Here is a 23,113-nt window from a genome sequence, read left to right on the forward strand (position 1 = left end):
TGAGAATAGACTATTTTAGGGCGGGATTACTCCCGCTCTGGATCGCTTACGCTTTCTTCTTGTCGCGGCTATGCAGACCACGTTTTTCCAGGCCGCGATAAATCAGCTGCTGCTGGAGAATGGTGACCAGGTTGCTGACGATGTAGTACAGCACCAGACCTGACGGGAACCACAGGAAGAACACGGTGAAAATCACCGGCATGTACGTCATGATCTTCTGCTGCATCGGATCGGTCACGGTGGTCGGTGACATCTTCTGAATGAAGAACATGGTGATGCCCATCAGAATCGGCAGGATGTAGTACGGGTCCTGCGCTGACAGGTCATGGATCCACAGAATAAATGGCGCATGACGCAGTTCAACCGAGCCTGACAGCATGTAGTAGAGCGCCAGGAAGATTGGCATCTGAATCACCAGCGGCAGACAGCCACCCAGCGGATTCACTTTCTCTGCTTTATACAGCGCCATCATTTCCTGGCTCTGCTTCTGCTTGTCATCACCCAGACGCTCACGCATCGCCTGAATTTTTGGCTGCAGCATGCGCATCTTCGCCATCGAGGTGTACTGCGCTTTGGTCAGCGGGTACATAATGCCGCGCACGATGAAGGTGATCACGATAATGGAGAAGCCCCAGTTACCGATGAAGCTGTGGATAAATTTCAGCAGTTTGAACAGCGGCTGAGAGATAAACCACAACCAGCCGTAATCTACGGTCAGATCAAGGTGCGGCGCAATCGCTGCCATCTTGTCCTGAATTTCCGGGCCGACCCACAGCGTTGCACCCAGATTCTGCTGTGCGCCCGCGGCAATGGTGACCGGTGCAGATTTATAGCCAATCGCCGCCACGCCATTACCCAGGTTGCTGGTGTAAAGGGTGTTGGTGCCTTCAGTACGCGGAACCCATGCTGTTGCAAAGTACTGCTGCAGCATCGCAACCCAGCCATTGCTGGTGGTGGCGTTCAGGTTCTCGTTATCCGCGATGGTGTCGAATTTATACTTCTCATATTTCGACTCGCTGGTGGAGTAGGCCGCGCCACGGAAGGTGTGCAGAGCAAAGTTGTTGCTGCCGGTATCACGATGCTTAGGCAGATCGATGGTCTGCTTCAGCTGGCCAAACAGCGACACTTCCAGCGGCTGCTGGGTGGTGTTGTTGACATGATAATCGACATTAACGGCATATTCTCCACGCTTGAAGATGAAGGTTTTGGTGTAAACCACGCCATTTTCAGCGGTGTAGGTCATCGGCACACGCAGTTCGGACTGGCCATCAGCCATCTCGAAGTGATCCTGCGCAGCGTTGAACAGCGGACGCGCGCCGTTGTTCGGGTTATCCGGGCCATTACGACCGGTCAAACCACTCTGAGCCTGATAAAGGAACGCTGGCGTTGTTTCAAGCAGCTGGAACGGCTGGTTAGAACCCAGTTTGTCCGGGAAAGTCAGCAGCTGTGCTTGTTCAACATCACCGCCTCGGGTGTTGATATTCAATGACAGGACATCAGTCTTAACGGTGATCGTCTGGCCCTGACCGCTGGCCGGTACACCCTGACTGGCGGTATCACCCGCTACGCTGTTTGTGCCTTGTGTGGTCTGCGTCTGCTGTGGCTGCGGAGCGTGGTCCGTCTGCCAGGCTTGCCAGATCATAAAGGTCACGAACAGAAAAGCGATGAGAAAGAGATTGCGTTGCGAATCCATCGTTAATGTTCTCTGGTATCAAAGGTTTTTGGCGGCACAGGATCGTCACCACCCGGGTTCAAGGGGTGGCATTTTAATACGCGTTTTAATGTCAACCAACTGCCTTTTATCAGGCCGAACCTGCGTAATGCCTCAATTCCGTAATGAGAGCAGGTCGGGTGAAACCGACAGTGTGGTCCCAGTAATGGACTGATGCCGCGTTGATAGACGCGTATCAGGACGATCAGGAGCCGCGCGCCAGGCGACAGTGACGACGCCATAATTTCTCCAACGCTTCCGCCAGCATACGGTTATCCAGATCGGCAACCCCCTTCTTCGCGACCACCACGAAGTCCATCGACGGCAGTTCATGTTGACGCAGACGAAAGCTTTCGCGGGTCAATCGCTTGATCCGGTTGCGTTCATGAGCGCGTTTCACATGTTTTTTAGCGACGGTGAGACCGATGCGGGGATGCCCCAGCGCGTTAAGGCGGCCGAGAATAGTAATTTGCGGCGTGCCAGCCCGTTGTGGCTGCTGGAAGACGAAAGTGAAATGAATGGGAGTTAACAAACGTAACTCCCTGGGAAATGCGAGCTTACCCATCAGGGCTTGCTTTATTACTTAGAAACGGTCAGACGAGAACGGCCTTTAGCACGACGACGTGCCAGAACCTGACGACCATTTTTTGTTGCCATACGAGCACGGAAACCGTGTGAACGGTTGCGCTTCAGTACGGACGGTTGAAAAGTGCGTTTCATGGCGGTTTCTACCTAAACTTGAAAATTTTCACTGGGTGACGCGTTTCGGGCCAGAAAATCGACCTACGCCTCAATGTGTCTTTAATAAAGAGGCGGGATTGTAATAATTGTACAGTCCCGAGTCAATTTACTTCGCGTGTCATAGTGCCTGAAAACCCGCATACAGCCCGCAGAGTCCCGACTTTGCGCCTGATGGCTCAATGTCGGGTGGAGAATTATACGGGCTCCGCACTAAAGCGCAAGGATCGCACGGGATCTTATTGCGATCGGCTTGCCGGATCCTGGGGATAAAATGAGATGTCGCCCGAAATTTTAATGGATTGCGCCAGATCCCTGCTGGTTTTTCCCGCAACTGGCGTAAACTTCTTTGCGCGCCTCTGGCCTGTGGATAAAAAGGATCAAAACTGTGTAGAAAGGGAAGATCTCTGCCTCGCTTTGCGCTATGATCCGCCCTTCCGCTGACGATCCTCCGGTGATTGCAGGACGGAAAACCGCTGATAGCGGTCGCAGGCGCTTTCTTAGCGTCTGTGTCAAAAATGAACGTTTCTTAGAGTAACGCCTACTATTCTTTTCGAATTTGTACGAGTGGAGTCCGCCGTGTCACTTACGCTTTGGCAACAGTGTCTTGCCCGTTTGCAGGATGAGCTTCCTGCCACCGAATTCAGCATGTGGATCCGTCCACTGCAGGCTGAGTTAAACGACAATACGCTTGCCTTGTATGCTCCAAATCGCTTCGTACTCGACTGGGTTCGGGACAAATACCTTAATAGTATCAATGCACTGCTGAATGAATTCTGCGGTCCAAACGTGCCCACGCTGCGTTTTGAAGTGGGAACGCGCCCGGTTCAGCAGCAGGCGGCAGCGGTCAGCCAGCCTGTAATGGCCAGCGTCAGCGCGCCCGTGATGCCCGTACAGAGCCATATTCGTCCGGCCCCGACGCAGATCATGCGTCCCAGCTGGGATAATGTCCCGGCTCCGGCCGACGTCACCTATCGCTCAAATGTGAACAACCGTCATAACTTCGATAACTTCGTCGAGGGTAAATCTAACCAGCTGGCGCGCGCGGCGGCACGTCAGGTGGCGGATAATCCAGGCGGCGCTTACAACCCGCTGTTTCTGTATGGCGGCACCGGTCTCGGTAAAACGCACCTGTTGCATGCGGTGGGCAACGGCATCATTGCCCGAAAACCCAATGCAAAAGTGGTTTATATGCACTCCGAGCGCTTCGTGCAGGACATGGTTAAAGCACTACAGAACAATGCGATTGAAGAGTTCAAACGCTACTACCGTTCGGTAGATGCGCTGCTGATCGATGACATTCAGTTCTTTGCTAATAAAGAGCGATCGCAGGAAGAGTTCTTCCACACCTTTAATGCCTTATTAGAGGGCAATCAGCAGATCATCCTCACCTCGGATCGCTATCCAAAAGAGATCAACGGGGTGGAAGATCGTCTTAAATCACGTTTCGGCTGGGGTTTAACGGTGGCGATCGAGCCGCCTGAGCTGGAAACGCGTGTGGCGATCCTGATGAAAAAAGCGGATGAGAACGACATCCGTCTGCCTGGTGAAGTCGCCTTCTTTATTGCCAAGCGGTTACGCTCTAACGTGCGTGAGCTGGAAGGCGCGCTGAATCGCGTGATCGCCAATGCCAACTTTACTGGCCGGGCGATTACCATCGACTTCGTGCGCGAAGCGCTGCGCGATCTGCTGGCGCTGCAGGAAAAGCTGGTCACCATCGATAATATTCAGAAGACCGTGGCTGAGTACTACAAAATTAAGGTGGCGGATCTGCTTTCCAAGCGCCGTTCGCGCTCGGTGGCACGTCCGCGCCAGATGGCGATGGCGATGGCGAAAGAGTTAACCAACCATAGCTTGCCAGAAATTGGCGATGCTTTTGGGGGTCGCGACCATACAACGGTGCTTCATGCCTGCCGCAAGATTGAGCAGCTGCGTGAAGAGAGCCACGATATCAAAGAAGATTTCTCTAATCTCATCAGAACATTATCTTCCTGACGCTATGAAATTTATTGTTGAACGTGAGCAGTTGCTGAAGCCGCTGCAACAAGTAAGTGGTCCCCTGGGTGGTCGTCCGACGCTGCCGATCCTTGGAAACCTGCTGCTGCAGGTAACTGAAGGTTCGCTGTTGCTGACCGGTACCGATCTGGAAATGGAGATGGTCGCACGCGTGGCGCTGACTCAGGCACATGAGCCTGGATCCACCACCGTTCCGGCGCGCAAATTCCTCGATATCTGCCGCGGATTGCCGGATGGCGCAGAAATTACTCTGGCACTGGAAGGCGATCGCATGCTGGTGCGCTCTGGCCGCAGCCGTTTTTCGCTGTCGACCCTGCCCGCCAGTGACTTCCCGAATCTTGACGACTGGCAGAGTGAAGTTGAATTTACCCTGCCGCAGGCGACGCTGAAACGGCTGATTGAAGCGACCCAGTTTTCGATGGCGCATCAGGATGTGCGTTACTACCTCAACGGCATGATGTTTGAAACCGAAGGGGAAGAGCTGCGCACCGTAGCCACTGACGGTCACCGTCTGGCCGTCTGCTCCATGCCGATTGGTCAGGCGCTGCCGAGTCATTCGGTGATTGTGCCGCGTAAAGGCGTGATTGAACTGCTGCGTCTGCTGGATGGCGGCGATACACCTCTGCAGGTTCAGATTGGCGGCAGCAATATCCGTGCGCATGTCGGCGACTACATCTTTACCTCTAAGCTGGTTGATGGCCGTTTCCCCGATTATCGTCGCGTATTGCCGAAGAATCCCGACAAAGCGCTGGAAGCGGGCTGCGATCTGCTCAAACAGGCCTTTGCCCGCGCCGCTATCCTCTCTAACGAGAAGTTCCGCGGTGTTCGGCTCTATATCACCGAAAATCAGCTGAAGATCACCGCCAATAACCCTGAACAGGAAGAAGCGGAAGAGATGCTGGATGTCAGCTACAACGGCACGGAACTGGAGATTGGCTTCAACGTCAGTTACGTGCTGGATGTGCTGAACGCGCTGAAGTGCGAAAACGTCCGTCTGCTGCTGACCGATTCAGTGTCGAGCGTGCAGATTGAGGATGTGGCGAGTCCGGCAGCGGCCTATGTCGTCATGCCCATGCGCTTGTAGAATATATCGGCCTGGCTTACTTGCCATTCTGATTCCGGGCAGTGCTCGCCCCTGGTCACATATTTCAGTATGCTCCCAGGGCCTGCGCGCTTCTTGTAGAATATATCGGCCTGGCTTACTTGCTACGTTGTGCCCCGGCAGTGCTCGCCATCCTCACGTACTTCAGTACGCTCCGGTGGTTGTGCGCTGGCGGGGCACAACGTAGCTGCGACGCCGACGGCCTGGTGACTGAGGTATCGGGCAAACCTGCTTTGCCGTTGACGCCCTGGATCGCCAGGCCCAAAACTTTATTGCCCTTCACGCTGGACTGATTCATGGCTTTAACCCGCCTTCTTATCAAAGATTTTCGTAATATTGAGCAGGCTGACCTGCAGCTGGCACCCGGCTTTAATTTCCTGGTCGGCGCCAACGGCAGTGGTAAAACCAGCGTTTTAGAAGCGATTCATACTCTGGGGCATGGCCGTTCGTTTCGCAGCCTGCAGGCGGGACGCGTGATTCGTCACGACGAGGCGGCGTTTGTGCTGCATGGGCGTCTGGAAAACAAAGAGCGGGAAATTTCAGTCGGGCTGACCAAAAACCGTGCCGGTGACAGCAAAGTGCGCATTGATGGCAGCGATGGTCACAAGGTCGCGGAGCTGGCGCAGCTGTTGCCGATGCAGTTAATCACCCCTGAAGGCTTTAGTTTGCTGAATGGCGGCCCCAAATATCGCAGAGCCTATGTCGACTGGGGCTGCTTTCATAACACCCCCGGCTTTTTTAACGCCTGGAACAACATGCGCCGCCTGCTTAAACAGCGGAACGCGGCGCTGCGCCAGGTCTCACGTTACAGCCAGATTCGTCCCTGGGATCAGGAGCTGGTTCCGCTGGCTGAACAGATCAGCCAGTGGCGGGCGGAATACAGTGCGGCGATTTCAGCGGAGATCACCGCCACCTGTGGCCAGTTTCTGCCGGAATTTGAGCTGCGCTTCTCATTCCAGCGTGGCTGGGACAAAGAGAGCGATTACGCCGAACTGCTGGAACGTAACTTCGAGCGCGATCGCGCACTGACCTATACCGCCAGCGGCCCCCATAAAGCGGATTTTCGTATTCGGGCTGAAGGGACGCCGGTAGAAGATTTACTCTCACGCGGGCAGTTAAAACTGCTGATGTGTGCATTGCGTCTGGCACAGGGCGAGTTCCTGACAAGCCAGAGCGGACGCCGCTGTATTTACCTCATTGATGACTTTGCTTCTGAGCTGGATGAGAGCCGCCGACGCCTGTTGGCGGAACGGTTAAAAGCCACTCAGGCTCAGGTATTTGTCAGCGCAATTTCTGCCGGACATGTAATCGACATGACCGACGAAAAGGGCAAGATGTTCCGCGTGGAACAGGGTAAAATAGCGGTTCAACCTGAAGATTAAAATGAGCGAGAAACGTTGATGTCGAATTCTTATGACTCCTCAAGTATTAAAGTCCTGAAAGGACTTGATGCGGTACGCAAACGCCCGGGCATGTATATCGGCGATACCGATGACGGTACCGGTCTGCATCACATGGTATTCGAGGTCGTGGATAACGCAATCGACGAAGCGCTCGCTGGTCACTGTAGTGACATTGTGGTCACCATCCATGCCGATAACTCCGTATCGGTGCAGGATGATGGACGCGGCATTCCTACCGGTATTCACGAAGAAGAGGGCATCTCTGCCGCTGAAGTGATCATGACCGTGCTGCATGCTGGCGGTAAGTTCGATGATAACTCCTATAAAGTCTCCGGCGGCCTGCACGGCGTGGGCGTCTCCGTGGTTAACGCCCTGTCGCAGAAGCTGGAGCTGACCATTCGTCGCGAAGGCAAAGTGCATCAGCAGATTTACGTCCATGGCGTACCGCAGGCACCGCTGGCGGTGACGGGTGAGACCGATATTACCGGGACCCGTGTGCGTTTCTGGCCGAGCCACGAAACCTTTACCAACGTGCGCGATTTTGAGTATGACATCCTGGCGAAACGCCTGCGTGAACTCTCATTCCTGAACTCCGGCGTGTCGATTCGTCTGGATGATAAGCGTGATGGTAAAAGTGATCACTTCCACTATGAAGGCGGCATCCGGGCGTTTGTTGAGTACCTCAACAAAAACAAAACCCCGATTCATCCTACCGTGTTCTATTTCTCTACCGAGAAAGATGGCATTGGTGTGGAAGTGGCGCTGCAGTGGAACGACGGCTTCCAGGAAAATATCTACTGCTTTACCAACAACATCCCACAGCGCGACGGCGGTACACACCTCGCCGGTTTCCGTTCAGCGATGACCCGTACCCTGAATGCCTACATGGAAAAAGAGGGTTACAGCAAGAAGGCCAAAGTCAGCGCCACCGGTGATGATGCCCGTGAAGGTCTGATCGCTGTGGTTTCGGTGAAAGTGCCGGATCCTAAATTCTCATCGCAGACCAAAGATAAACTGGTCTCCTCCGAGGTGAAAACAGCGGTTGAGCAGCAGATGAATGAACTGCTGGCTGAATACCTGCTGGAAAACCCTTCAGACGCCAAAATTGTAGTCGGCAAAATCATCGACGCCGCCCGTGCCCGTGAAGCGGCACGCCGCGCCCGTGAAATGACCCGCCGTAAAGGCGCGCTGGACCTGGCCGGTCTGCCAGGCAAACTGGCGGATTGCCAGGAGCGCGACCCGGCGCTGTCTGAAATCTACCTGGTGGAGGGTGACTCCGCAGGCGGCTCGGCCAAACAGGGCCGTAACCGTAAAAACCAGGCGATTCTGCCGCTGAAAGGTAAGATTCTTAACGTTGAAAAAGCGCGTTTCGATAAGATGCTCGCCTCCCAGGAAGTGGCCACGCTGATCACCGCGCTGGGCTGCGGTATTGGTCGCGACGAGTACAACCCGGACAAAGCTGCGCTATCACAGCATCATCATCATGACCGATGCCGACGTCGATGGTTCGCACATCCGTACCCTGCTGCTGACCTTCTTCTATCGTCAGATGCCTGAAATCATTGAGCGCGGCCACGTTTATATCGCCCAGCCGCCACTCTACAAAGTGAAGAAAGGCAAGCAGGAGCAGTACATCAAAGATGACGAGGCGATGGATCAATACCAGATCGCTATCGCGCTTGATGGCGCGACGCTGCACACCAATGCCAGCGCGCCGGCGCTGGGCGGTGAGCCGCTGGAGACGCTGGTCACTGACTTCAACAGCACCCAGAAGATGATCAAGCGTATGGAGCGCCGTTATCCGATGGCCATGCTGCGTGCGATGATTTATCACGACACGCTGAGCGACCTGACCAGCGAAGCAGAGGTTACAACCTGGCTGAATGGTCTGGTGAGCTATCTGACTGAACGCGAAGCGCACGGCAGCACCTATCTGGCACAGGTGCGTGAAAACCGCGAATCAAACCTGTTCGAGCCGGTACTGCGCGTCCGTACCCACGGTGTAGATACTGACTATCCGCTGGATGCTGATTTCATTCAGGGTCCTGAGTATCGCAAAATCTGCGCCCTGGGCAGCAAACTGCGTGGTCTGCTGGAAGAGGATGCTTACATCGAGCGTGGCGAGCGTCGTCAGCCAGTGGCAAGCTTCGAACAGGCGATTGAGTGGCTGATTAAAGAGTCGCGTCGCGGCCTCTCGGTCCAGCGCTACAAAGGTCTGGGCGAGATGAACCCGGAGCAGCTGTGGGAAACCACCATGGATCCAGACAGCCGTCGTATGCTGCGCGTTACCATTAAAGATGCGATTGGCGCTGATCAGTTGTTCACAACCCTGATGGGCGATGCGGTTGAACCGCGCCGCGCCTTCATCGAAGAAAATGCGCTGAAAGCCGCCAATATCGATATTTAACCGGCATCAGAGATGAAAGGCCATCACCCAGGTGATGGCCTTTTTTTTGTGCCGTCCGGGCGGAAAACACGCCAGGGCGTGCCTTCCTGCCCGCATGCTGCGATCCCGATCACGTTTTAACCCGGTCAGCTCCCTTACTCTTGCCCCTCTTTGCGCATTTACCGCGCACTATTCCACACAGGGAGTTACACCATGATTGTTTGCGATCGTCACGACTGGGACAGAGAACGTCACGCCTTTCATCCGGTAGTCGATCAGGCGATAAGCTGGATTGCCAGCACAGATTTCAGCCAGCTGGAAACCGGCAAATATGAGATCCTGCCCGACAACAAAATGTTCTGTCTGGTGCAGGAGATGATGACCGAACCGGCCAGCGCACGCAAAGCGGAGTCCCACTTCAACTACATCGATATTCAGTATCTGCTGGCAGGCACCGAAAATATTGGCGTGGCCCGCGCCCATCCCGACCAGCACATCACCGAAGATTTTGCCCAGCAGCGAGACGTCGTTTTTTATCAGAAGATATTGAATGAGTCAGTGATTACGCTGATGCCCGGCATGTTCGCGCTCTTTTTCCCGCACGATATCCATCGTCCCTGCTGCGCCCCTGGCGAACCCGCAACAATCCGAAAAGCCGTGATTAAAATCCACCGCGATCTCTTTACCGCCTGAAGCTGGCGGTCAGCTGGCCGTTCTCGCCTGCCATGAAACTGGTCAATGTGCGCTGAATCGCGCTAGCATTGAACAAAACCCAGACGCTACGAGGACTCTATGGCTATTAAATTGATCGCTATCGACATGGATGGCACCCTGCTCAACCCGCAACATGAGATCACACCGGCGGTGAAATCCGCCCTGGATCGCGCCCGTCAGCAAGGGGTGTCGATTGTTCTGACCACCGGCCGGCCGTTTGTGGGTATCCAGCGCTATCTCATGGAACTGGATATGCAGACGCCCGGCCAGTACGCGATCAGCAACAACGGTGCGCTGGTTCATCAGGCCGAAGATGGTGAGTGCGTGGCGGAAGTGACGCTGACCTTTGACGACTACCTCTACATTGAGAACCTGGCACGTGAGCTTGGCGTACATTTCCAGGCATTCGACAAAACCCATCTCTATACCCCTAACAAAGACATCAGCGAATACACCATCCATGAAGCGAGCCTGACCGGCATTCCGGTGCGCTACCGCGCGGTGGAGGAGATGGATCGTGCCATGCGCTTCCCGAAACTGATGATGATCGACCGGCCCGCTCTGCTCGACGCAGCGATTGCCCGCCTGCCCGGGCATGCTCAGCAGACTTACACCATCCTGAAGAGCGCGCCTTATTACCTCGAAATCCTCGATCGTCGGGTGAATAAAGGCCAGGGCGTCAAAATGCTGGCTGAGAAGCTCGGCCTGAAGCAGGAAGAAGTGATGGCGATTGGCGATCAGGAGAATGACCTGGCGATGATCGAATACGCAGGAACGGGAGTCGCAATGGGGAATGCCATTGACTCTGTTAAGAAAATTGTTCAGTTCATCACCAAAACCAATATGGAAGATGGCGTCGCGCATGCCATCGAAGAGTTAGTGCTGTAACGGCCTGTTCTCTGCCGGGCCGCTTCGGCCCGGATCCCCTAACCCGGCAAAAATGCTGCACCGCAAAACAGAATCGCGTAATTTGTCGGGCAACTCTTTCTCCGTGGGTTTCATCATGTCAGAAAAACAGATCACCTTTGCTGCCCGTCAGCATCAGCTCACCAATATTAATGTCTGGACTGCCGACAGCCAGTGGCTGGCGTTTGACGTTCGTCCATCGGGCGCGTCGTTTACCAGTCAGACCATTGAGCGGGTCAATGTGATGACCGGTGAGGTGGAGGCGCTCTATCAGGCCCGGCATGGTGCCCATGTTGGCGTCGTCACGGTCAGTCCCGATCTGCCACCGCGCTACGTCTGCATTCATGGCCCGGAACATCCCGATGCCAGCTGGCAGTATGACTTCCACCACCGGCGCGGGGTGATCGTTCAGAACGGTGCGGCGGTGAATCTGGATGCCTGCGATATCACGCCACCGTTTACCCCTGGCGCGCTGCGTGGCGGCTCGCATGTACATATCTTCAGTCCCGACGGTTCTCGCCTGAGCTTTACCTACAATGACCACGTAATGCACGAACTGGATAGCCGGCTCGATCTGCGCAACATCGGCATCGCGGTGCCCCTTTGCGCTGTAACGCCCGAAAAGCAGCATCCGCGCGAATATGACGGCACCTTTTTTTGCCTGCTGGTGAGCCAGACGCATGCGGAACCGCTGCCAGGCAGTGACCAGATTAATCGTGCCTGTGAGGAGTGCTGGGTCGGTGAGCGTGGCTACCAGAAGCCGGACGGCAGCTGGCAGCGCTGGGCGATCGCCTTTATTGGCGACACGCTGACGGCGCAGGGCGAAAAACGGCCTGAAGTTTTTATTGTTGATCTGCCTGATGCGCTGGAGGATTACGCCCGCGCCGGAGAGATGCCGCTGGAGGGCAGCAGCCAGCAGTTACCTGCGCCACCGGCTGGCGTGCAGCAGCGTCGCCTGACGCACAGCCGTGGTGTGGCTCTGCAACCTCGCCATTGGCTGCGCGCCGCACCGGATGGCAGCCAGATAGCGTTTCTGATGGCGGATGCCGCAGAGGTGATCCAGCTCTGGACGGTCTCCCCCAACGGCGGCGAACCGCGTCAGATCACCCGACTCAGCCACAGCATTCAGTCCGCCTTTAGCTGGCATCCTGACGGCCAGGCGATCGCTTTTGTCTGCGATAACAGCGTGATGCGATGTGACGTTGAGAGCGGCGCGTGTCAGCGTCTGACCCGCAGAACGGAAGAGGCGCCATCAGGTGACGCGGTGGTCTGGTCACCTGATGGTACACAGATTGCTTATATGCGTGAGGTGAATGGCTGGCGGCAACTCTTTACGGTTGCGGCAGTGACCGCATAGGAGGCATAGGCTGCGCCTGCGCCAGGCTTTCCTGCGTATGCGCCAGTCTTTCGCTCTGCAGGATGCGTTCACGTGGAGAGTCGAGAGATTTATCTTTGTCGCTGCGGTAGTAGTCCCACGGCAGCAGCAGCGTATCCAGCACAGCAGAGAAAGGAAGATCGATTAACGCCAGCGGCTTCAGCGCCCAGCTGGTATCACCATCGGACAGCATATCAGCGCTGGCACGGGTGCCTGGATAGTAGCCCTGACTCGCACCTGTGTGAGACATCACGCTGGAACAGCCGGTTGTTGCCATTGCGCAGCACACCACTCCAGCCAGAGGTAAGGTCTTCATCAATTTCATCATCATCATCCCTTCAGTCATGGCATAAGCCTGGCTGAGTTTGCTTGCCAGACAACGTCAACACTCTGGGGCGAAGTCCGTCTGGGTCTGGCAAATGTAGTCCTGAGTGTATGTCATTTCCTCAAATTGGCGAAAAAAATTGCATTTCACCCTCTTGAAAATGGTCTTGTGGCACCCATTTTTAGTTTACGGACGCACTCACCGTTGCCGCAAGGGACAGTGGGGTGCCGTATCCAGCCTGTCCAGTAGTGGAAGGTTGCCAAAACTTGCTGAAATTCAGGAGTCTTAATATGCGTAATTTTGATCTCACCCCACTTTATCGCTCTGCTATCGGTTTTGATCGCCTGTTTAACCTGCTCGAATCTAATCAGAATCAGAGCAATGGCGGCTATCCTCCCTATAACGTTGAACTGGTCGATGAAAATCACTATCGCATTACTATTGCGGTGGCCGGTTTTGCTCAGAGCGAACTGGATATCACGGCGCACGATAACGTGCTGATCGTGCGGGGTGCCCATCCTGAAGAGCAGACCGAGCGTAAATACCTGTATCAGGGTATCGCCGAGCGTAACTTCGAGCGTAAATTCCAGCTCGCCGACCACATTGTGGTGCGCGATGCCCGTCTCGAGAATGGTCTGCTGAGCATCGATCTTGAACGACTGGTGCCGGAAGAGGCGAAACCACGCCGTATTGAGATTCTGAAGTAATATTGAGGTTCTGAAACAGTCATTAAAAACGCCGCGTTAGCGGCGTTTTTTTTGCCCTTATATCTGAAGGCGGACTTGTCCTTACGGCTGCGTTCGCATCGCTAAGCGCTGACCCAGCACGCCACCAAATACGTTGACCAGCAGCCCCAGTATAATCACCACCGCACCCAGCATCTGCTGCCCGGAGAGATGCTCATCCAGCACCAGCGCGGCGGTAATAATCCCCACCACCGGCACCAGCAGCGACAGCGGCGCGACGCGCCAGGTTTCGTAGCGACTCAGCAGATTCCCCCCAGATAGCGTAACCCACAATGGTGGCGACAAATGCCAGATAGAATAGCGCCAGCACGGTCTGCAGGCCGATATGCAGCAGGCTGTTAACGATGGCGGCCTGACCATCAAACAGCAGCGAACAGGCAAAGAAAGGAACGATCGGCACCAGCGCACTCCAGACCACCAGTGACATGATCGGCACGCTGCGGTTCCGCATAATAATCTTATTGGTGATATTACCCAGTCCCCAGGAGAGCGCCGCCGACAGCGTCAGCATCATGGTGGTCAGCGTAATACCGGCGCTGGTCTGCCCTTCCATGCCTGCCGTCGCCAGCAAAAACATCCCCAGCGTAGCGATGATAATCCCGACAATATGATTCCAGCGCAGCCTCTCCGCCAGCAACAGCGCGCCCAGCAACAGGGTAAAGAATGCCTGCGCCTGCAGCACCAGCGAGGCCAGACCGGCAGGCATGCCGAGCTTGATCGCCAGGAACAGAAAGGCGAACTGACCAAAACTGATGGTCATGCCATAAACCACCAGCCAGCGCAGCGGAATCGGCGGGCGACGCACAAAGAAAATGGCGGGAAAGGCGACCAGGGTAAAACGCAGCCCGGCGAGCAAAAAAGGCGGCATACCCTGCAGCCCCAGCTTGATCACCACAAAATTGACGCCCCACGCCACCACCACGCACAGCGCTAACAGCATATCTTTTACCGACATCAGAAACTCCTTGTCCTGCCGTCAGGCGGTAACCGCAATCGGGGTCGCGATATCGGCACAGCAGCCTTCACCCACGATCCGAAAATAATCATCTGCAGCCAGCGCGATCGACTTATCCAGCTCGCCCGCGTTAAACCATAATGTTCCGACCTGTTGCAGCCGGGTATCCACCCGCAGCGCCAGCCGGTCATCAAAACTAAACGGCGGTACCGCGCCCATCACACAGCCCGTCAACGCCTGCGCCAGCTCCGGAGCGGCGAAAGAGGATTTTTTGCCGCCGATGGCGCGCGCCGCACTTTTGAAATTGATCCGGCAGTCGCCCGGCACTATCGCCAGCAGCTGACGCGATGGCGCACCGTCCGGCATGCTGACCTCCAGCACCATCGCTTTGGCCGCCTGACCCAGCAGGTTACCGCGTATCTGGCTGATCTGTTCGGTCTGCCCTATCGCCTCATGTTCCACCACGCGGTAGCTGGCCTGCTGCTGATCCAGCAGCGCAGTAATTTTTTCAAACGTCGTCATTCCCTTCTCCTGTTCTGGCACAGCCCGGCTTAGCTCCAGGCGATAGCGTGTTTCATTTTTTTATCGGTCAGCCCGAAAAAGAAACCCATGGTGATACGGGTATCGCCTTCGACCCGATCGATCTCATGATAAAACGCAGGATTAAACAGATAGATATCGCCACTGCGTGGTGAAAATTCGCAGATCTCACTGTTTTCAATCACCCCACTGCGATAACCCAGCTCCCCGGCGGTTTTGAACTGCTCATCCTCTGGCGACCACTTTTTTGTTGTAGATGCGCAGTGCCCCACCCGCGTTGCACTCCTGCAGGCAGACCACGCAGCTGAGCTGATGCAGGATTTGCGTCACCACCAGCGAAGTCTCTGCGGCGTCGCGCACGATATTGTCGTTATGCAGCGGGTTCGCGACGCCATTGGCATGAAAGCGCACGATAGAACCGGCGTAGTCTCCACAACCCGGTTCGTGGGCGATGCGTAAGCTTTCCAGCCGCAGCGCATGCTGAACCCAGCGGTAAATCTGTTCGCGCAGCGTATTCAGCGAGGGCGGCAACGCCGGCTGGATATCGCGCAGCTCGGTAAAGTAGTTATCGGGAGCCGCAGTATGACGCGCCAGATAGGGGCCGAGCGTGGTCAGCGCGCCATTGGGATAGTGGGAGACACGGATCTTTTCCCGGCAGCTCTGCAGGTCAGTCACCACCGCTTCCCGCACCTCTGGCGTCAGGAAATTACGCAGCACCAGCAGCGGCACCCGTGCGGTGACGATGTCATCCAGCCAGGTCGATTCCACAAACATGTTGGGATTAATCACGCGGAACTGATTGAAAATTGCCATGTTTATCACTCCCTAAACGGTATTTCATAGAGTTCATGATTGTTCATTCGCCGCCAGTTGCCAGCGCTGCCTGGTATTGCCACGGGTTCAGAGGCGATCAGCGTGCAACCATCCTGTTGCTGAAAATGCATCGTAAAATAGTCGGGCCAGGGCGTGTCGTGCGGATACCACTGCCACGCCCAGGCTTTGTCACGGGTGACGAAAATGGCATTCCCTGCGCTGCCGCCCGGCTCTACCTGCGCCATCTTTGCGCGCAGATAGTCGCGGGTGAAATCGGCAGGCGTGGTCTGATCTACCAGATAACGCAGATACTCTTCTGAATCGAAGCGCGATTCGGCCAGACCGAGCTGACGGTAAATCGTCGGCAGAAAGCCGTTATGCATCATGTACCACTGATGTCCGGCGCTGTTGCGCCACAGCGGATGAGAAAACGCCAGTCCCTGATTTTTACTCAGCGTGGCGTGCCGCACATGCACCGCCAGAAACCGGCTGCGCAGGCGATCCACATCGATACCCGGCAGCGCTTCTGCGAACGCGCCGGTGCCGTGCAGGGTACGAATCTCGCCCTCTTCGAGCCACAGACAGCCCCAGCCGTTAGGGTGTGATTTGATCGGGCCATCGTGTTCGGCGCTTTCACCGCAGCTCATGGCGCGCGCCGCCTCCAGAATTTCTGCGCTGTCGAACCGGCCATGCGCCAGAATCATCCTGCACATACTTTATCTCTCCCGGCCGCCACCGGCTGCGCGGCAATCACCTGCTGAAAAGTGGTCATAATCGGCTCACGCGCTGTGGCCGTCAGGCTGAAAGTGGCCAGAATGCCCGCGTGACGCGTCAGGTCGGCATAGAGCGATGAGCGTGACGAAACCTGTAACGCAGGCAATCTGAGTGGCGGTAACAACGCGCCCTGCTGATGCTGATCGATCCAGCGTTCGGCAGCCTGCAGCTGCGCCGGTTGCCGCAACCGCAGCTGGCCGACCGCACCGGGTGTGGTGAAGGCAAACGCGGGCAATGCGCCACCCGCTTCCAGCCGGAAGGTGACTTCCGCCCAGTTGATGCCGGTCGCCTCCTGCACCAGCGTCGCCACACCCATGCCGGAGAGCCGGAACCCCATCTCCAGGAAATGCGGCACGCCGTTGACCACAATAAAATCGATATGAAATGCACCCTGACGGTAGCCAAAGGTTTCGCAACAGAATGTCATCAGGCTGCTGAACGAGACCGGCAGGGCCACTGCCGCCATCGCCACATGCCCCGACTCATAAAAGCTGACGCAGCCCTCAGCATCCCGGTGCTGCTCAATCACCTTCTGGCAGCAGGTCAGCGCCTGGGGATGTCCCTGATGCACCACGCCCTGTAATGAAAACTCATCGCCGATCAGCGCGCTTTCCACAATAAAGCCGCTGAAGCCGCGTCCGCCGTAGTTCATGGTTTGCACCAGCTGTTTCACTACGCTATGCAGCTGATCGGCATGCTCAATCAGCCAGATGCCCAGGCCGCCGCCGCCATCCACCGGTTTTACGACGCAGGGATAGATCAGCGCCTGTCCGGCATCCAGAATGCTGAGCGGCGAGGCGAAAAAGCGGAACTCCGGCTGCGGGAAGCGCGGCCACGCTTTTTTCAGCGCCATGCGCTGCGCATATTTATCCAGCGGAATAAAGGCGGCGGGCGCATCCGGCCCGGCCAGCATCTCGCGCAGTCGTCCGGCGCTGGCGTTGTAGGCTTCAAAGCCCGCCAGCACCACCAGCGGATGCGCCAGTAAACCGGCGTGCAGATAGGCCTGCATCACCTCCCAGGGATTCTCAGGGCGATCGAGGCGAATGATCAGATCAAACGGCAGAGCCAGGCTTAACGACTGGTAATCGACGAAATCACCCATTTCAGCCAGCACGGTAAAATAGCCGTCGCGCTTCGCCACCGCGCAGTAAGGATTTTGCCCGTCGCGGGTGGCGCCAATTTGCAGAAAAATCTTTTTCATCGCCTCGCCTTACCGGGTTATCGCCCGGAAATGATTTCTGTCACGATGTCATTGAGCACACCGTTATTGACCTGAATCACCGCTTTGTGGGGATCAAAACGCAGCACGCGCGACAGCGGATCGGCGCTTTTGCCCTCCAGCAGCGAACTGACCGGCTTGCTCTGCCAACAGTGCCGCATCTGCGTCAGCGTCATGCCGGAGAGCCGGGTTAACTGCTGTGCCAGCGCGCGATCTTCACTGCGTTGCTCAAGCAGGTCGCGGATGGCCGCCTCATCCAGCGTAATCTGCTGCTGCATCAGCCAGTGTCCGAGCTGCTCTCCCTGCGCCAGGAACGGGGAGTAGATCATGCAGATCAGCTGATCTTCGCTGAGGTCAAACGCCTGTATGGCGAAGTCCGCCGCGCGCTGCCGCTGCCGCTGGATCGCGGCGTCATCCTGATAGCGCGCCGCCATCTCATCGATTAGCGCGGGCGGAAAATCTTTCTTCACCATCAGTCCCAGCGCAAAGCGCACATATTCGCGGATCCCTTCGGCATAGTGGCGCTGCAGCAGCGTTTCTGCCCGCAATCCGCGCAGGTGCGCCATCAGCGTCGGATTACCGCAGTCGGATTCGGAAAAACTGAACATCAGCGCATCAAAACGGAAGCGCATAAATTCGCTGAGCAGTGCCCAGTGCGCGCCCGCTTCATAGGCGGTGTCCTGATAGATGTTGAAGAACAGTGGATTGCGCGCCAGCTGGTGGGTGATGCGGTGCGCAGGCGTCAGCTGCTCGGCGCCATAAACATCGCTGAAGTAGCGCTCTGCCACGCCATCCAGCGTCTGCAGAAACCCGCTGAAGCCCCGGGTTTTGTCCGCCACTGGCGCATCAAACAGCCGTGAGAGGTGCCGCGCCCAGGCGACATAGGCGGCCTGCTCCTGTGGCGAATCGCCGGTAACAATCAGATCCACGCCACCGTTGTAGTCTGCCGCCAGGCCAAAGGAGTTCACCATGCTGAGATTACAGGCGTTGCAGAAGGTCGAGCGCGCGTCGGCGCGAAACCGGTGGCCATTCATCAGCACATCATTACGGTTCTGCTGCCGCACGCTCTCCGGCATCGGCAGGTCGCGGTCAAACGGCCGGATAAGCAGGCCATCCACCACCAGGCACTCCACCCGTTCATCGTCATGCATCGCCAGCGACTGATAAACGCGGTGGATATTCTCCATTACGCTCTGATTCATCGCCGCATGGCGATTGGTGCTGATCCGCAGATGAAAGGTGCTGCCCTGCTGCTGCCAGATCAGTCCCTGAATGTAACGCACGTAAGCCACCATGTAGCTGCTGTCTTTTCCCCCGCCATAGGCGAGCAGCACACGGTTATTCTCCAGCAGCTGCTGATCCGGCAACGCTGCCAGCAGGCGAAGAGAACAGCGCTGAGCGGACTCAATGATGGCGGGTGACAGATACGCTTCCATCTCCTTCATCATGGCGGACAGATTATTCATTTCTCACGTTTTCCTCAGGTGAAAAGAATCACTTTATGGTCTGAAGCCCGGGGCTGACGGGGTCGCCGGGCCGTTTAGCGTTATGAATAATTAAGAGATGCAGCCTAAAGTACTTTGAATGTACTCTGTTGAATATGCACAGATCAGCGCGATATGGGGTGGAACAGATGGCCGATATTATCGGGGAACAGGAGAGTCAGAGCAGTCGTTACCGCCAGATCGCAGAACAGATCAAGCAGGCCATTCATGCCGGTTCGCTGGCACCTGACAGCCGTCTGCCGTCGGTGCGCACGCTGGCGACGCAGTACAATGTCAGCCTTACCACCGCCCTGAAGACACTGCGCACGCTGGAAGATGAGCGCTACGCCGTTGCCCGCCCCAAATCGGGCTTTTTTGTTGCCCCGCAGCGGCCCTCTTCGCGTCAGCTGCCCGCCGTCAGTGAACAGCCGCGCGCCATCGCGCCGCTTGATGAGCAGACAGAGCTCCATCTGGCGATGCTTGGCTCAGACTGCCGGGTGCGTCTCGATCTGGCCAACGGCGACAGTGCGCTCTATCCGGTCAAGCGCATCGGCCTGCTGATGCGTCAGATGGGCTACAGCAAACCGGCCCTGCTCGGGAATACGGTGAAGGGCACCGGCTATGCGCCGCTGAAAACAGAGATTGCCCGCCGGGCAGTGGGTTACGGCTGTAATATCAGCGCTGACGATATTCTGATCACCAACGGCTGCATTGAGGCGATCTCGCTGTCGCTGCGCGCCACGACCCAGCCGGGCGATGTGGTCGCCGTGGAATCACCCTGCTATTTCGTGCTGCTGCAGATGCTGCATAACCTCAATTTACGGGTGATTGAAGTGGAAGCCGGGCCGGAAGGGTATGTCGATGTCGCGAAGCTCACCGGGCTGTTTCAGCGCAAGGCGGTGCGGGTCTTTCTCACCCTGTGCAACGTCAACAATCCGCTGGGAAAAAGCATTCCCAACGAGCATAAGGCCTATATTGCGCGGCAGGCGGATGAAAACGACGTGGTGATTATTGAGGATGATATTTTTGGCGATACTGCCTTTGGTGAACGCCGCCCTTTCCCGATGCGCGCCTTCAGCCCCAACGCCATTCTCTGCAGCGGCTTCTCTAAAACCGTGGCGCCAGGCATTCGTATCGGCTGGGTTCACAGCGTCAACTACATGCGCAAAATCGCCTCACTGAAATATACCTCAACCATGGGCACCTCGGTGCTGTCGCAGGCGGCGGTGGCGGAACTGCTGCGCAGCGGCGGCTATGATGCTCATCTGCGTAAGCTGCGGCGTGAGCTGGCACGACAAATCCGTGAAATGCGTCAGTCGGTGCTGCGGGAATTTCCGGCGGGAACCCGGGTGTCCGATCCGGAAGGAGGCTATGTGCTGTGGGTTGAGATGCCCCGACAGGGGCTGAACGTGCGCGAGCTGTTTCTGAAAGCGCGCAACGCGGGCATCGGCATTGCGCCGGGCCACATTTTTGCCACCGACCAGCGCTACGATCACTGTTTCCGGCTGAATGCCGGTTTTGGCTGGAATGCAGAGGTGGAACAGGCGATTCAGCAGCTGGCACAGTGGTGCCAGCTGTCGTTAACCGATTCGCAGGATTAGCTGTCGCGCCAGGCGTTCTCAACCTCTTCCGCCAGAATCTGCACCGCCCGCTCAATGTTCTCTGCATCCGGCACGTAATTCATCCGCATACATTGATGGGTGTGCGGCCACGCCTGTTCCAGTCCCGGGAAGAAGAAGTGGCCCGGCACCATCAACACGCCGCGCGCTTTCAGCCGCTGATAAAGCAATTCGGTGGTGATCGGCAGATCGCGGAACCAGAGCCAGAGGAAAATAGCCCCTTCCGGCTTGTGGATCAGGCAACGGTCTTCCGGCAGATAGCGCCGCAGGATCGCAATGGTCTGCTGCACCTTCTGCTGATAGAACGGCTTAATCACCTCTTCGGAGAGCCGCAACAGATCGCCGCGACGGATCATCTCATTGGCAATGGCCGGACCGATACTGCCGGGCGCCAGACTGATGATGCCGTTCATATTGCTCAGCGCGGTGATGGTCTTCTCGTCAGCGATAATGATGCCGCAACGCGCACCCGGCAGGCCGAGCTTCGACAGACTCATGCAGAGAATGATGTTGGGGTTCCACAGCGGGCGCACCTCGCTGAAGATGATGCCGGGGAACGGCACGCCATAGGCATTGTCGATCAGCAGCGGCACGTCATGCTGCTGTGCCAGCGCATCGAGTTGCATCAGCTCATCATCGGTGATCACGTTGCCGGTGGGGTTGGTCGGGCGCGATACGCAGATCAGCCCGACCTCTTCATTCATCGGCAGATGCTCAAAATCGACATGATATTTAAACTGGCCTTTCGGCAGCAGCTCAATGTTCGGCTTCGCCGACACAAACAGCCCCTCTTCCAGGCCGGCATCCGCATAGCCAAGATACTCAGGCGCCAGCGGGAACAGCACCCGCTTTTTGCTGCCATCGGCCCGACGACCGGCGAACAGATTGAACAGATAGAAGAAGGCGCTCTGGCTGCCGTTAGTCAGCGCAATGTTCTGTGCGGTGATAGGCCAGCCAAGCTCATCGCTCAGCAGCCCGGCCAGCGACGCCAGCAGCGTCGCTTTACCGCGCGGGCCATCGTAATTGCACAGCGCCTCGCTGAGTTTGCCTTCCTCATGCATCTGCTGCAGCAGTTGCTGAAAGTAGTCGTTCATGGCCGGGATCTGCGCCGGATTACCGCCGCCCAGCATGATGGTGCCGGGCGTTCGCAGGCCCGCGCCCATATCTTCCATCAGACGTGAGATGCCGGAATGTTGGGTAAATTTGTCGCCGAACTGAGAAAAAGACATAGCGGTTAAATATTTGTGATAGCGAATCGGGGGTCCACCATAACGCCCGCCATGGGCGGGCGCAATGGAAAGGCGAGGGGATTACTTCAGCGCCTGCGGGTTCACGCAGTTTTTCTCGACGCTTCCACCGAGTGCAGCGAGGAGATTCTCTACCGCATCCTGCATCATGCCGTAGCGGGTTTCGTGGGTGGCAGAACCGATATGCGGCAGCGTCACCACATTGGGCAGCGACAGCAGCGGAGAGTCGGCAGAGACCGGCTCCTGCTCAAACACATCCAGCCCGGCGGCATGCAGTTTGCCCGCCTGCAACGCGGCGATCAGCGCATTCTCATCCACCACCGGCCCGCGACCGGCGTTGATCAGCACCGCATCCGGCTTCATCAGTTCAAGCTCGGCGGCACCGATCAGATGGTGCGTCTCTTCAGTCAGCGGCAAACTGATGCAGACGAAATCACTCTGCTTCAGCAGCGCCTCCAGCTCACAACGCTGTGCGCCAAAGCGCGACTGCGCCTCTTCATGCTCGCGGCGGGCGTTGTAGAGGATTTTCATACCGAAGCCAAAGTGGGCGCGCTGCGCCAGCGCCATCCCGATACGTCCCATGCCGAGAATACCCAGCGTTTTATGGTGCACGTCGATGCCGAACTGTGCCGGACCGATGCTCTTCTGCCAGTTGCCCGCTTTGACCCAGGCATCCAGTTCCGGCACCCGACGCGCGGTACTCAGTACCAGCGCCATCATGGTGTCCGCCACGGTTTCGGTCAGCACGGTCGGCGTGTGCATCAGCACCACGTGACGCTGATTCAGCGCATCCACATCAAAATTGTCATAGCCTACAGAGACGCTGGAGCAGACGCGCAGATTGGGCATCTTCGCCAGCAGCTCACCATTCACTTTACCGCCCGATCCCAGCAGACCTTCTGCCTGTTGGAACGCCGCAGCATGTTCCTGCTGGCTTTCCGGCGAGAGATCGCTGATTTCCGTCACGTCACACTGTTCAGCCAGGCGAGCATAAAGATCGTCGGGCAGTTTTTTTATAGAGAATTACAGCGGGTTTCATT

General features: G+C 56.7%; 18 protein-coding genes and 4 pseudogenes. 9 read left to right on the plus strand and 13 right to left on the minus strand.

Annotated features, from left to right (window positions below; genetic code table 11):
* Positions 1-46: 46 nt before the first annotated feature.
* Genes yidC through rpmH form a run of 4 tightly spaced genes read right to left on the minus strand, consistent with a single transcriptional unit; the run spans position 47 to position 2,431 of the window.
* Positions 47-1,693, minus strand: coding sequence for a membrane protein insertase YidC (yidC, locus tag JNO11_RS19290; protein WP_010258933.1), 1,647 nt, complete (start codon positions 1,691-1,693; stop codon positions 47-49).
* A 2-nt stretch (positions 1,694-1,695) separates the two neighbouring features.
* Positions 1,696-1,953: a membrane protein insertion efficiency factor YidD gene (gene yidD / locus JNO11_RS19295; RefSeq protein ID WP_008926397.1), complete on the minus strand. Its 258-nt coding sequence runs from the start codon at positions 1,951-1,953 to the stop codon at positions 1,696-1,698.
* Positions 1,917-2,276 carry a ribonuclease P protein component gene (rnpA, locus tag JNO11_RS19300; RefSeq protein ID WP_325177611.1) on the minus strand — a complete coding sequence of 120 codons (360 nt, stop codon included), beginning with the start codon at positions 2,274-2,276 and terminating at the stop codon, positions 1,917-1,919. The genes yidD and rnpA overlap by 37 nt, the downstream gene beginning before the upstream one ends.
* A gap of 14 nt (positions 2,277-2,290) precedes the next feature.
* Entirely contained in the window at positions 2,291-2,431 is a 141-nt protein-coding gene (gene rpmH, locus JNO11_RS19305) for a 50S ribosomal protein L34 (protein ID WP_003849659.1), read from the minus strand.
* A gap of 597 nt (positions 2,432-3,028) precedes the next feature.
* On the opposite strand from rpmH, the gene dnaA reads away from it, so the two are divergent.
* The 7 genes and pseudogenes from dnaA to JNO11_RS19340 all read left to right on the plus strand — a co-directional run bounded on the left by dnaA (position 3,029) and on the right by JNO11_RS19340 (position 12,333).
* The gene (dnaA, locus tag JNO11_RS19310; protein WP_010671615.1) at positions 3,029-4,444 is read left to right on the plus strand and encodes a chromosomal replication initiator protein DnaA; all 1,416 of its coding nucleotides are present in this window, start codon (positions 3,029-3,031) and stop codon (positions 4,442-4,444) included.
* A gap of 4 nt (positions 4,445-4,448) precedes the next feature.
* A complete protein-coding gene (gene dnaN, locus JNO11_RS19315; protein WP_010258930.1) occupies positions 4,449-5,549 on the plus strand; it encodes a DNA polymerase III subunit beta in 1,101 nt (366 codons plus the stop codon).
* Positions 5,550-5,863: 314 nt separating this feature from the next.
* A complete protein-coding gene (gene recF, locus JNO11_RS19320) occupies positions 5,864-6,949 on the plus strand; it encodes a DNA replication/repair protein RecF (protein ID WP_010258927.1) in 1,086 nt (361 codons plus the stop codon).
* An 18-nt stretch (positions 6,950-6,967) separates the two neighbouring features.
* Positions 6,968-9,377 (plus strand): annotated as a pseudogene (gene gyrB / locus JNO11_RS19325) (DNA topoisomerase (ATP-hydrolyzing) subunit B).
* A 192-nt stretch (positions 9,378-9,569) separates the two neighbouring features.
* Entirely contained in the window at positions 9,570-10,049 is a 480-nt protein-coding gene (locus JNO11_RS19330; RefSeq protein WP_010258925.1) for a YhcH/YjgK/YiaL family protein, read from the plus strand.
* 99 nt (positions 10,050-10,148) lie between these two features.
* Positions 10,149-10,958, plus strand: a complete 810-nt coding sequence (gene yidA, locus JNO11_RS19335; RefSeq protein WP_325177612.1) for a sugar-phosphatase — start codon at positions 10,149-10,151, stop codon at positions 10,956-10,958.
* 115 nt (positions 10,959-11,073) lie between these two features.
* A complete protein-coding gene (locus tag JNO11_RS19340) occupies positions 11,074-12,333 on the plus strand; it encodes a DUF3748 domain-containing protein (protein ID WP_325177613.1) in 1,260 nt (419 codons plus the stop codon).
* On the opposite strand, the gene JNO11_RS19345 is transcribed toward JNO11_RS19340, so the two are convergent.
* Positions 12,308-12,676, minus strand: coding sequence for a YceK/YidQ family lipoprotein (locus JNO11_RS19345; RefSeq protein WP_223564587.1), 369 nt, complete (start codon positions 12,674-12,676; stop codon positions 12,308-12,310). The two genes, JNO11_RS19340 and JNO11_RS19345, sit on opposite strands and share 26 nt — an antisense overlap.
* Positions 12,677-12,966: 290 nt before the next feature.
* On the opposite strand from JNO11_RS19345, the gene ibpA reads away from it, so the two are divergent.
* Entirely contained in the window at positions 12,967-13,383 is a 417-nt protein-coding gene (gene ibpA, locus JNO11_RS19350; RefSeq protein WP_010258920.1) for a small heat shock chaperone IbpA, read from the plus strand.
* An 81-nt stretch (positions 13,384-13,464) separates the two neighbouring features.
* Here the strand turns inward: ibpA and JNO11_RS19355 are convergent.
* The 6 genes and pseudogenes from JNO11_RS19355 to JNO11_RS19385 form a co-directional block, all read right to left on the minus strand.
* Positions 13,465-14,377: pseudogene (locus JNO11_RS19355) on the minus strand (EamA family transporter).
* Between the two features lie 21 nt (positions 14,378-14,398).
* The gene (locus JNO11_RS19360) at positions 14,399-14,899 is read right to left on the minus strand and encodes a YbaK/EbsC family protein (protein WP_010671610.1); all 501 of its coding nucleotides are present in this window, start codon (positions 14,897-14,899) and stop codon (positions 14,399-14,401) included.
* A gap of 29 nt (positions 14,900-14,928) precedes the next feature.
* A pseudogene (locus JNO11_RS19370) lies at positions 14,929-15,730 on the minus strand (hypothetical protein).
* Positions 15,731-15,735: 5 nt separating this feature from the next.
* Positions 15,736-16,443, minus strand: a complete 708-nt coding sequence (locus tag JNO11_RS19375; RefSeq protein ID WP_022624802.1) for a class II glutamine amidotransferase — start codon at positions 16,441-16,443, stop codon at positions 15,736-15,738.
* Positions 16,431-17,705 carry an ATP-grasp domain-containing protein gene (locus JNO11_RS19380; protein ID WP_192033997.1) on the minus strand — a complete coding sequence of 425 codons (1,275 nt, stop codon included), beginning with the start codon at positions 17,703-17,705 and terminating at the stop codon, positions 16,431-16,433. Before JNO11_RS19380 ends, JNO11_RS19375 begins: the two co-directional genes overlap by 13 nt.
* A 17-nt stretch (positions 17,706-17,722) precedes the next feature.
* Positions 17,723-19,189 carry a hypothetical protein gene (locus tag JNO11_RS19385; RefSeq protein WP_325177616.1) on the minus strand — a complete coding sequence of 489 codons (1,467 nt, stop codon included), beginning with the start codon at positions 19,187-19,189 and terminating at the stop codon, positions 17,723-17,725.
* A gap of 167 nt (positions 19,190-19,356) precedes the next feature.
* Between JNO11_RS19385 and JNO11_RS19390 the strand changes: the two genes are divergently transcribed.
* Positions 19,357-20,808, plus strand: coding sequence for a PLP-dependent aminotransferase family protein (locus JNO11_RS19390; protein WP_325177617.1), 1,452 nt, complete (start codon positions 19,357-19,359; stop codon positions 20,806-20,808).
* On the opposite strand, the gene JNO11_RS19395 is transcribed toward JNO11_RS19390, so the two are convergent.
* Both JNO11_RS19395 and ghrB read right to left on the minus strand, forming a co-directional pair.
* Positions 20,805-22,055, minus strand: coding sequence for a valine--pyruvate transaminase (locus JNO11_RS19395; protein WP_325177618.1), 1,251 nt, complete (start codon positions 22,053-22,055; stop codon positions 20,805-20,807). The genes JNO11_RS19390 and JNO11_RS19395 overlap by 4 nt on opposite strands.
* An 81-nt stretch (positions 22,056-22,136) precedes the next feature.
* Positions 22,137-23,112, minus strand: a pseudogene (gene ghrB / locus JNO11_RS19400) (glyoxylate/hydroxypyruvate reductase GhrB).
* Position 23,113: the final 1 nt, after the last annotated feature.

The organism is Pantoea sp. 1B4, assembly GCF_016925765.1.
Lineage (GTDB): Bacteria > Pseudomonadota > Gammaproteobacteria > Enterobacterales > Enterobacteriaceae > Pantoea > Pantoea agglomerans.